The sequence below is a fragment of the Legionella tunisiensis genome (genome assembly GCF_000308315.1).
GTDB classification, from domain to species: domain Bacteria; phylum Pseudomonadota; class Gammaproteobacteria; order Legionellales; family Legionellaceae; genus Tatlockia; species Tatlockia tunisiensis.
Window position 1 is genome coordinate 1 of record NZ_CALJ01000018.1, and the last position, 10,351, is coordinate 10,351.

Below are 10,351 nucleotides of genomic sequence, written 5' to 3' on the forward strand. Positions count from 1 at the left end.
TCTTTTCCCCAGCTTTATTTTTACTTCCTGAACCAGAGATAGCATTGCTTTTTCAAAAATTTGAAATGACTTTTGCATGTAATCCAACGCTTTATGGCCATTTTCAACTGCCAAATTGATTTGCTTTTTCCAATAATTCTTCTGGTTTTTTGAGGCTCGCTAATTCCTCTGGTTTTAAATAAGTTAAACCTTGTAACGTTTTAACATTAAGCTCAGCGATTGCTTGAAAAGGTTCTTGTGCCTTTTTAGCCATTTCACTCCATTTCTCAAAAGAAGCTTGATTCATGATTTTCTCCGTTTATGTTGCACTGCACAATATTAGATTAGTACTTATACGCTATGCTTGTCAAGGGTTTTGTTAATTTTTTCGCAATGCAGCATAATTTCTTTTACTGCTTGAAAAATCCCTGCCATTGCTTAAACAATTGCTGCATCTGCTGCGACAATACATCCGTTGTTTGCTGATAATCTTTGAGATAAGGATTCGTTTGCAATGATTTTTCCAGAGACGAAAACATCTGTTCTAACATTCCCTTAAAGGCTTGATTCATTGGATGATGAGCCAACATAATTAATTGCCGCAACATGTCGACAGAAAGAAATTGACTGGAACCACTTTCCATCTCCACAAAAATCTGTAGTAGGGTAACGTTGGTTATGTCTTTGCCGTTCGTTGAGTCTTCGACTCGAAAAGGAATGCCATCCACAACATATCGCTGCAATTCTTCAACGGTAATATATTGGCTTTTCTCTGTATCATAAAGCCTGCGATTCTTATATTTTTTAATCAATCTAATTGCCATTTTACTCTCTTTACTGACTTTAAGCTTACAGTTCGAGTCTGTAAGCTTAGATTTTAATACATATGCAGGCCACCGTTTACACTTAAATTCGCACCGGTGATATAACGACTTTTATCGCTGATTAGAAACTCGACAGCCCATGCAATTTCCTCCGGCTCAGCCAAGCGTTTAGCAGGAATCAACGCAATGATTGATTCCAAAATATCGGGTCTGATACCTTTCATCAATCGCGTATTAACATAGCCCGGCGACAAACTATTGACCGTAATATTTTTTGCCATTAACTCTTGCGCCAGACTTTTAGTGAATCCATAAACCCCCGCCTTGGATGCTGCATAATTGGCTTGGGAGAATTGTCCTTTTTGGGCGTTGACAGAAGAAATATTAACGATACGCCCACTTTCCTGATCGCGCATATATTCAACGACATGCCGAGTTACATTAAACATCCCATCAAGATTTACAGTCAGGACTGCATCCCATTGTTGCTTGGTCATTTTGTTAAAGACAGCATCTCGAGTAATCCCAGCATTATTAATTAACACATCCACACGGCCAAATTCTTTGACAATGTCATCAACAACTACTTTGCATTCGTCAAAATCAGTGACATCCATATGCCTATAGTAAGTATGTTGATAGCCTTCCTCATGGAGCTCAGCTTCCCATAACGTACCTTTGTTCTCAGCAAGGACATCTAAGGCGATTATGTTGCCATAGAGCGAATTTAAGTGTTTGGCAATAGCAGTTCCAATATCACCGGTGCCACCAGTAACTAATACAACTTTCTCTTTTTTGCATGTGATTACCTTCATTGATGAGCATAGGAGCTACATGTATTGACCACCATTAATGTCCAGATTTGCACCAGTAATAAACCCTGAGTCTGGTGAAGCTAAGAAAGCAACAGCATGGGCAACTTCTTGTGCCGTACCTAAACGTCCAACCGGTATATTGGCAATAATATTTTTCAATACGTCTTCTCTGACACCTGTTAACATAGGTGTTTCAATATAACCAGGTGAAATGGTATTGACTGTAATCCCTTTGGAAGCAACCTCCAACGCCAGACTTTTGGTAAACCCAAAAAGAGCCGCTTTGCTAGCAGCATAATTACATTGACCAAATTGCCCCTTGCGACCATTGATGGAAGAAATAGTAATTATGCGGCCATAATTTCTTTCCAGCATGGCGGGCAAAACATTACGTGTCACATTAAATACACTGGTCAAGTTTGCATCAATAACCTGTTGCCATTGTTGGGGAGACATTTTTTTGAAACTGGAATCCACTGTTATTCCAGCATTATTTACCAGAACATCAATCTGGCCATATCGCTCTAAGATTAAAGCAGCTAGTTTTTCACAGTCATCAAATTTGGCAATATCTGCATAAAAAATATCAATATCAAAGCCAACCTCTTTTTGAGCTGCTTGCCACTGTTTCGCCTCTTCATGCCTACCATCTTTAAAATAACAGGCAATCACTCGATAATTAGCGGCCAAACGTTGGCAAATAGCGGATCCTATTCCGCCAGTACCCCCAGTAACTACAGCCGTCATTCGTTCCATAAATAACTCCTTTCTATAATGTATACCGGTGTCTATTACTTCAAAGTAAAAATATAGCAATGTCAATGCCAACACTGCGTAACTACTTTAATTTTATTATTTAATTTGTAATTCGATTAAAAGAAAGCCATGAGCCAAGCAGAAAATAAATAATCGTTTAAAATGAAGAACAATTAGCGGATAAAATAAATTCGCCACCATCCATGCTCAACATGGATGGTGGCGAACCTGCTGTAGGGACATTACTTAACGATGAGGCCGATCGGCCTCAAGTTAAAATAAGCAATCGTTTAAATTTTTACTGGTTGCGGAACATAGCCCTTGATTTGTTGAGCGAATTGGCGCAACACCTCTAAACCAGACTCTTCAGCTTGCTTACACCAATTTTGCAAGGCGTCTACCAACTCTTTCTGCGAAGTGGCTGTTTTTAACCAGATATTTTGCAGAGATTGTCGATAGTTATAAACCACCTGCAATTGTTCATGACTGGCTAACAACGCTTGTAAACGCGATTTTGCCCGTGGTGACAACAAGCTATCTTGTAAGCGTAACAAACGGCCAGCGCGTTGGAAAAGGTGTTTCTGGCCTTTATTCTCGCTAATACGTTTCTCATCTTTAAGAATAGGACGCATAACACGTTTGTAATAATTAGACATAATCTGAAAGCGATTACTAACTACTGCTTTAACCGTTTCAAGATCAACTTGTAATTTCCCAGCATCCATCGCCAATTTAGGCGGCAGTTTTTTGACTTTTGCCAAACCTAAGAAAGCCAAGCAGCGAATATATAACCAACCGATATCAAACTCCCACCATTTCACCGAAAATTTGGCAGAAGAGGCAAACGTGTGGTGATTGTTGTGTAGCTCTTCTCCACCTATCCAAAACCCCCAGGGAATAAGATTGGTTGACGTATCAGCACATTCAAAATTTCTATAACCCCAGTGATGACCTACTCCATTGACCACACCGGCAGCATGAAGTGGAATCCACATCATTTGGATTGCCCAAATAGTAATACCTGGAAGACCAAATAGTACTAGGTCAGCAATAAACATTAACAGGATACCTTTGGCAGAAAAACGCGAGTAAACATTACGCTCCACCCAGTCATCTGGCGTACCATGCGAGTATTTAGCAATCATTTCTTGATCGCTCGCAGCTTCTTTGTATAACTCAGCACCCTGCCAGAATACCTTTTTCAGGCCTAGAACCTTAGGACTATGCGGATCGCCTTCAACATCAGTAGTCGCATGATGTTTGCGATGAATGGCAACCCATTGTGCGGTTACCATACCGGTCGTTAACCATAGCCAAAAGCGGAAAAAATGACTAATAATCGGATGTAATGTCAGTGCACGATGCGTTTGATAACGATGTAAATAAATCGTAACGGCTGCGATAGTTATTTGAGTTAGCACAATCGTGGCTATTACATACCCCCAAAACGACAAATTTAAAACACCGTAAATCATTGATTACTCCCCAATAGGTAAATAATTGTGCATTGAGACAACAATTTTTCAAGGCACCTTCTATATAATACCACAAATTGCACAATTCGCATTGCATCGTATCCACTTGTGGACGATAATTTTCACATAAGGTAATGAGATATGGCTCATTTCCTTCACAGTAGGACTATTTCAATGAATGAAAAATTACAACGTCTTTTAGAAAACATAGTTCCTTTCCTCATGCTTGGGATAGCGATTGCATTAGTCATCGGATTATTCATTATGTTTTCTTATGTACTGATATGGGGTCTATTAATAGGTGGTATTCTTTGGGCAATATCTTTCGTAAAAAGTTATTTTTTCCCAGTAATGTGCCCACAAAAAGCGAAGGGCGAGTTATTGAACATAACGATAAAGACTAATGCCTGAATTACCGGAAATAGAAACGACCAGGCGTGGTTTAAGCCCGTTTTTACTCAGTCAGACCATTACAGAGATTACAATAAGACAGCCACAACTGCGCTTACCGGTTACACCTGCGTTAGATAATCTCTGCGCTGGGCAGGTAGTGAAAGCAATTTATCGGCGTGCTAAATATTTGTTGTTACAATTATCCGAAGGTTATTTGCTTATCCATTTGGGAATGTCCGGCCATTTACGTATTACGGATAAAACATCTATTGCGACTAAACATGATCACATTGATATGTTACTGCAGAACGGATTAATCCTTCGTTACAATGATCCTCGCCGCTTTGGATTATGGCTTTATTTAAAAGAAGATCCTTATCAACATCGTCTTTTAGCTCATTTAGGACCAGAGCCTTTGGATGATTCATTCACTGGAGGCTATCTAATTCAGCGGGCAAGGCATAAAAAACAAAGTATTAAATCCTTTATTATGAGCAATGACGTGGTCGTTGGTGTAGGTAATATCTATGCTACAGAAAGCTTATTTTTAGCTGGCATCCACCCTCTGACACCGGCGGGTTCTCTTACGTTGACTCAGTATGACAGACTGGTCACACATATTAAGCAGGTCTTGGAACAAGCCATCAAGGCTGGAGGAACAACGTTGCGCGATTTTTATGCTGTCGATGGTAAACCAGGCTACTTTACGAATGATTTACAAGTTTATGGTCGAAAAAATCTTCCTTGTTTTCAGTGTCAAACATTGATTACAACGGCGGTGATAGGTGGAAGGAATTCTGCCTTTTGTCCTCGCTGCCAGCCCTCGACGTTCAATGCTATGCAGACACAACAAATAGTATCTCGTTAATTAACGACAAACTCGCGTGCTTAACCTTCGCATTTTACATTATGCAATATTCGGCACATGCAGTATTATCAACCCTCTCTAACGATAATGATTAACTATGAAGATTAGTAAACTACGCACCCAGTGGATAATATTTCTGTCCATACTCAGTACAGCCAATGCCTGTTTGCGTTCGATTCTTAAACACATGTCTGGCAGGCAAAGCCGAGCATGGTCTGATGCAGTGATCCATCGGTGGGGAAACCGTCTGCTAAATTTAGTTGGTGTGACCTGTAAAGTGGTTAACCCTTATAAAGTCGAACCTCAAACAGGGAAAGCAACCATCATTATGTGTAATCACAGCAGCCTTTATGATATCCCGCTCAGTTTTCAAGCCTTTCCCCATCATTCAATCCGTATGTTAGCTAAAAAGGAATTATCAAAAATTCCTATTATGGGTAAAGGAATGACAGCAGCAGAATTTCCTTTTATTGATCGTAAAAATAGACATCAGGCGATAAAAGATTTAGCTGAAGTATGTAAATTGCTAGAAAGTGGAATTGTGATGTGGATAGCCCCGGAAGGCACTCGTTCAAAGGATGGTAAATTAGCACCTTTTAAAAAGGGAGCATTTATTACTGCTATTGAAACAAAGGCAACCATTATTCCGATTGGTATTCGGGGCGCTTATAATATTTTACCTGCAAGGACCACCCAATTTAATCTCAATCAAATTGCTGAAATTCATGTTGGTAAACCAATTGATGCCTCGCAATATACTGCTAAAAACAAAGATGAATTGGTGCAAAAGGTCTATCAGTCTATCAAGGAGCTGGTGGGAGAAACTACACCGGAATAGTTTTAGTGGGTGACGCCATAGCCATCTTGATTGACTACAATAGTGGCTGCTAACCCGATATGCCTTGGATCGGAAGTAGCCGTGATGAAATTCTTTTCTTTATCCCAGGTGATTGCCTGCATATCTCCATAATATTGATTCAAGGCCATTAATTTGTATCCCATTGCCTTTAATTCTGCTTGTAACGCAGGGGGAAACGTTTCTGGCTCAAACTGTAGCCAATCTGGTAAGTATTGATGGTGAAAACGCATCGCCGAAACCATTGAGATCGCTCCGGAGTAGTCATAAAAAACCAGCGCTGCAAGAAAAACCATTGTCGGAATGCGACTCCCGCCAGGTGTACCAACAATCGCGATACGGCCAGGCATTTCAAGAAAACTAGGCGTCATACTCGATAAAGGTCTCTTACCAGGTGCGATACTATTTTTTCGTTACCAACCATGCCAAAAACATTTCTCTCACCGGGTTTACTGGAGAAATCATCCATTTCGTCATTCAGTAATACACCGGTTCCTTCGGCAACAACACTGGAGCCAAAAATGAAATTAACTGTCATGGTAGCTGAGACCCGATTCCCCTCCTGATCGAGGATAGAAACGTGCGTGGTATTCGCACTTTCTTCTTTGCTTGCCTGGCCTTGTAAAATATCACTGGGTAACGCCTTGTCTGGAGGAATTAAAGAGCGAAGCTGCTTTGCATTATCTGCTGACAATAGTTTATCAAGCGGGATTTGTTCAAAATCCGGATCAGCCAAGAACATCGAACGCTGCCAAAAGGCAAGTCGCATCGCTTCCACCACATAATGAATCCATTGGCTCTTGCTATACGTCGATAAAGGATAAGCAGATACTATATTCAACATGGTTAATAAAGCCACACCACCTGCTGACGGGGGTGGTGCGGTAATAATTAACATATTATGGTAAGCACCTTGTAACGGTTCTCGTACTTTGACTTGATACGCAGCCAAATCATTCAGCGACCAAATACCGCCGGCTGCATTGACGCCTTTTACCAAACGCTTAGCCACTTCACCACGATAAAATCCATCATGCCCTTTCGTAGCGAGTAACCTCAGGGTTTTCGCCAAATCAGGTTGCTTCAGGCGTTCACCAATTTTATACGGTTTATCTGCACGCAAAAACACTGCCGCTGTGGCAGGAAAACGCTGTAACATGTGCAATCGATCATCCATTGTTGAAAAATAGTTAAATTGATGATCAACAATAAAACCTTCTTCAGCAAAACGAATGGCTGGCTCTAAGGATCTGGCCAAGGGTAACCGGCCATAATGCTCAGCAATATAAACCAATGCTGCTGGCTCACCAGGAATAGCAGCAGCCAAGCCACCATTTAATGATAATCCAGGAACAGGATTGCCATCAGCGCCTAAAAACATATTTTTGGAAGCAGCAAGAGGTGCTGCTTCTCGACCATCAATAAAAATATTCTTCTTTTCTTTCGCTTGATATAATAACCAAAATCCACCACCACCCAACCCTGAATGATAGGGTTCAACAACTGCGAGTACAGCTGCAACAGCCACTGCTGCATCAAAAGCATTACCGCCAGCAGCAAGAATTTCCAAGCCCGCATTCGTTGCCAGTGGGTGCGCAGAGGTCACTGCATAGCCTAAAGGCTTTTCAGCATATTCTTTTGCACTGGCAGGATTAAGAATTAAAAAACTATAACCGCCAATAAAACCTTTGTTCCCATCATCGCGTTTGTCTCTTCCTTTCTTGTAAGGCATGAACGACAGCGGCTGGTACAAACTGCGATACATCACCGTCAAGTTGAGCAATTTCTCGCACCAGAGTAGATGAAATAAATAGCAAATGTTCAGAAGGTGTTAAAAACAGCGTTTCAATTTCTTGACACAATTTACGATTCATACCCGCTAATTGAAACTCGTATTCAAAATCGTTCACCGCACGCAAACCACGCAAAATAATGCCTGCTTTTTGTTCTCGCGCAAAATCAATCAATAAATTGTCAAAGCCAATAACAAAGACGCCCGGCAAATGCCCTACAGCCTTTTTTATTAACTCAATACGGGTCTGCAATGTTAGATAAGGACTCTTGGATTGATTACTGGCTACAGCAACAACTACTTCAGGAAATAACTGAGATGCACGTTCGATAATGTCAACATGACCATTCGTGATCGGATCAAAAGTACCAGGATAAATCGCTTTATTTTTCATAATGCCACATCACAATTGCAAGTTTAGGAAGTCTAGCGTATTGTGGATAGAAAAACTATTGGCAGCGTCCAGGGATTAGTTAATCCACCCGCAGTAATGCAGCGAGGTACCTGGCGTGAATTAGCAAAATTCTTACAATGTGGATTGGAGAAATGCAATGATTGCTAGTAAACATCTTTTTCTAACCGCTGTTGTTTTTTGACGGCGTGTGCCTCTCCCCGTCCCGCAATTGAAACAAATTCTAATATTGGATCGTCTGCGTCAACGTCTGCAGCAGAAACGTCAACAACGACTGGTAAAACTACCGTTGCTGGCACCAAAACGGTAACAACTGCTGATAATGCTAATCGCACTGCTGACGGCAAATTACGTGTTGCCGGTAACTCTCCAAGTGGGATTTCTTCCTGGGAAATTTCTGGTGCAATGGCCGCACGGAATAAAACAAAGGCTGGAGTGCCTCTCTTAGCTGGATACAAAACGGGCCTAGCCAATATCAAATTCGTTTATCCGGGCCTATTGGCAGCGGGACCGTTCTTGTCAATAAAAAAGGAGGGGTGGTTACTTTGCGTGACGGCTCCAAAACAGCTTCCTCATCTAATGGAGATGAGCTGCTAAGACAACAAACTGGCGTTCGCTTACCTGTTAATAGTCTCTATTATTGGGTAAGAGGTTTAGCAGCACCTGGTGCTGTCCAGTCGGCTCAAAGAGATCACGCTAAGCGTTTAACCTTGCTGCGACAATCAGGCTACACGATTGAATACCCTCAATATATGACGGTTGGTAAGTATGTACTACCAAGCCAGATAAGATTACAAGGCAATGGTGTCTTCATTAAAGTGGTTATTAGACGTTGGCGGGTCTAGAAATATTGCTTCGGGGAACAATTTGAGCCTTTAGCAAATCGTTCCCTCTCCTCATTCTATAGCTAAACCTTACAGAATAATTTTTTCTTCCCAACGTTGACAAGCTTTTAAATTCTCTGCAAAATACGCAGCACATTGCAGCAATGCACACAATGCTTGTTCAAGGATGAAGTAAAAAGAATCTACAACTTATTGGGGTGTCGCCAAGCGGTAAGGCACAGGGTTTTGATCCCTGCATACCTAGGTTCGAATCCTAGCACCCCAGCCACAATCTTGTTGATTCAAGTAAACAGACGGCAGAAGATAACCGGGAAGGATGCGTTCACCGGATCGCTCAAATAATAATTATATCTTTCTGGCTGTCTTCTGCTATGTGTTTAAGTCACCTGATTAAACTCAAATCTAAGGTTTTTTGCACATGTCGACAATGATGATCTTTACCGGCAATGCTAATCCAGAGCTGGCACTTAAAATAGCTTCTCACCTGCAAATTCCTATTGGTCAGGCTACAGTAGGTACTTTCAGCGATGGCGAAACTATGGTTGAAATACTTGAGAATGTACGTGGTCGGGACGTCTTTGTTGTCCAATCCACTTGCGCACCTGCCAATGACAATTTGATGGAGTTATTAAGCATGGCAGATGCCATGCGACGCTCATCAGCAGGACGAATTACCGCGGTTGTGCCTTATTTTGGTTACGCCCGTCAGGACCGTCGTGTACGTTCCGCAAGAGTACCCATTACCGCAAAAGTAGTTGCTGATATGATGGCCTCTGTGGGTATTTGCCGCGTTCTTACCGTTGATTTACACGCTGATCAGATTCAAGGTTTTTTCTACATGCCTGTAGATAACGTGTATTCCACTCCTGTTCTGCTGGAAGACATTAAAGAGCAAAATCTAACTGATCTGATGGTTGTTTCACCTGATGTTGGTGGAGTAGTTCGTGCAAGGGCAATGGCCAAACTTCTTAATGACACAGAATTGTCTATTATCGATAAGCGGCGTAGTGGACCCAATAAATCGGAAGTAATGCACATTATTGGTGAACCAGCCGGAAGACACTGCATCATTATTGATGACATCGTTGATACCGCAGGTACCTTGTGTTCTGCAGCGCATCAACTGAAGCAGAATGGCGCTATTAGCGTACGAGCTTATGTTACTCATCCAGTGTTGTCTGGTCCTGCTGTCAATAACATCGTTAACTCGTCTTTAGATGAAATCGTTGTAACTGACACAATTCCTCTGTCAGAAGCAGCTAGGCAATGTAAGAAAATCCGGGTTGTTAGCTTGGCAGACATGTTAGCGCAAGCAATCAAGCGTGTTAATGTTGAG

11 protein-coding genes, 1 tRNA gene and 2 pseudogenes are annotated in these 10,351 nt (G+C 41.5%); 6 read left to right on the forward strand and 8 right to left on the reverse strand.

Annotated elements, in window-relative coordinates:
- The 5 genes and pseudogenes from BN58_RS21050 to BN58_RS01250 all read right to left on the reverse strand — a co-directional run.
- Nucleotides 1–286 (reverse strand): annotated as a pseudogene (locus BN58_RS21050) (phasin family protein); the annotation flags it as partial.
- A 103-nt stretch (nucleotides 287–389) separates the two neighbouring features.
- Nucleotides 390–803 (reverse strand): polyhydroxyalkanoate synthesis regulator DNA-binding domain-containing protein, encoded by a 414-nt coding sequence (locus BN58_RS01235; RefSeq protein ID WP_019215274.1) that lies wholly within the window; start codon nucleotides 801–803, stop codon nucleotides 390–392.
- A gap of 53 nt (nucleotides 804–856) precedes the next feature.
- Nucleotides 857–1,618, reverse strand: a complete 762-nt coding sequence (gene phbB, locus BN58_RS01240; RefSeq protein WP_019215275.1) for an acetoacetyl-CoA reductase — start codon at nucleotides 1,616–1,618, stop codon at nucleotides 857–859.
- Nucleotides 1,619–1,633: 15 nt separating this feature from the next.
- Nucleotides 1,634–2,374, reverse strand: a complete 741-nt coding sequence (gene phbB, locus BN58_RS01245) for an acetoacetyl-CoA reductase (RefSeq protein ID WP_019215276.1) — start codon at nucleotides 2,372–2,374, stop codon at nucleotides 1,634–1,636.
- A gap of 290 nt (nucleotides 2,375–2,664) precedes the next feature.
- A complete protein-coding gene (locus BN58_RS01250; protein WP_019215278.1) occupies nucleotides 2,665–3,849 on the reverse strand; it encodes a DesA family fatty acid desaturase in 1,185 nt (394 codons plus the stop codon).
- Nucleotides 3,850–3,990: 141 nt separating this feature from the next.
- Here BN58_RS01250 and BN58_RS21055 point away from each other — a divergent pair, with 141 nt between their 5' ends.
- From BN58_RS21055 to BN58_RS01265, 3 genes are all read left to right on the forward strand, one after another.
- Complete coding sequence (locus BN58_RS21055; RefSeq protein WP_232220250.1) at nucleotides 3,991–4,260, forward strand: hypothetical protein; 270 nt, start codon at nucleotides 3,991–3,993, stop codon at nucleotides 4,258–4,260.
- Complete coding sequence (gene mutM, locus BN58_RS01260; protein WP_019215279.1) at nucleotides 4,253–5,110, forward strand: bifunctional DNA-formamidopyrimidine glycosylase/DNA-(apurinic or apyrimidinic site) lyase; 858 nt, start codon at nucleotides 4,253–4,255, stop codon at nucleotides 5,108–5,110. The genes BN58_RS21055 and mutM overlap by 8 nt, the downstream gene beginning before the upstream one ends.
- A 97-nt stretch (nucleotides 5,111–5,207) precedes the next feature.
- Nucleotides 5,208–5,948 carry a lysophospholipid acyltransferase family protein gene (locus BN58_RS01265; protein WP_026069175.1) on the forward strand — a complete coding sequence of 247 codons (741 nt, stop codon included), beginning with the start codon at nucleotides 5,208–5,210 and terminating at the stop codon, nucleotides 5,946–5,948.
- A gap of 2 nt (nucleotides 5,949–5,950) precedes the next feature.
- Here BN58_RS01265 and ggt read toward each other — a convergent pair.
- From ggt to BN58_RS32360, 3 genes and pseudogenes are all read right to left on the reverse strand, one after another.
- A pseudogene (gene ggt / locus BN58_RS21060) lies at nucleotides 5,951–7,698 on the reverse strand (gamma-glutamyltransferase).
- A complete protein-coding gene (coaD, locus tag BN58_RS01275; protein WP_019215281.1) occupies nucleotides 7,664–8,152 on the reverse strand; it encodes a pantetheine-phosphate adenylyltransferase in 489 nt (162 codons plus the stop codon). Before coaD ends, ggt begins: the two are co-directional and overlap by 35 nt.
- Nucleotides 8,153–8,316: 164 nt before the next feature.
- Nucleotides 8,317–8,628 (reverse strand): hypothetical protein, encoded by a 312-nt coding sequence (locus BN58_RS32360; protein WP_019215283.1) that lies wholly within the window; start codon nucleotides 8,626–8,628, stop codon nucleotides 8,317–8,319.
- Between the two features lie 21 nt (nucleotides 8,629–8,649).
- On the opposite strand from BN58_RS32360, the gene lolB reads away from it, so the two are divergent.
- From lolB to BN58_RS01295, 3 genes are all read left to right on the forward strand, one after another.
- Nucleotides 8,650–9,015: a lipoprotein insertase outer membrane protein LolB gene (gene lolB, locus BN58_RS21070; protein WP_232220252.1), complete on the forward strand. Its 366-nt coding sequence runs from the start codon at nucleotides 8,650–8,652 to the stop codon at nucleotides 9,013–9,015.
- A 193-nt stretch (nucleotides 9,016–9,208) separates the two neighbouring features.
- Nucleotides 9,209–9,283 (forward strand) — tRNA-Gln (locus tag BN58_RS01290).
- A gap of 150 nt (nucleotides 9,284–9,433) precedes the next feature.
- Nucleotides 9,434–10,351 (forward strand): ribose-phosphate pyrophosphokinase (locus BN58_RS01295; RefSeq protein ID WP_040916000.1); only part of this gene is annotated, 918 nt, incomplete at its 3' end.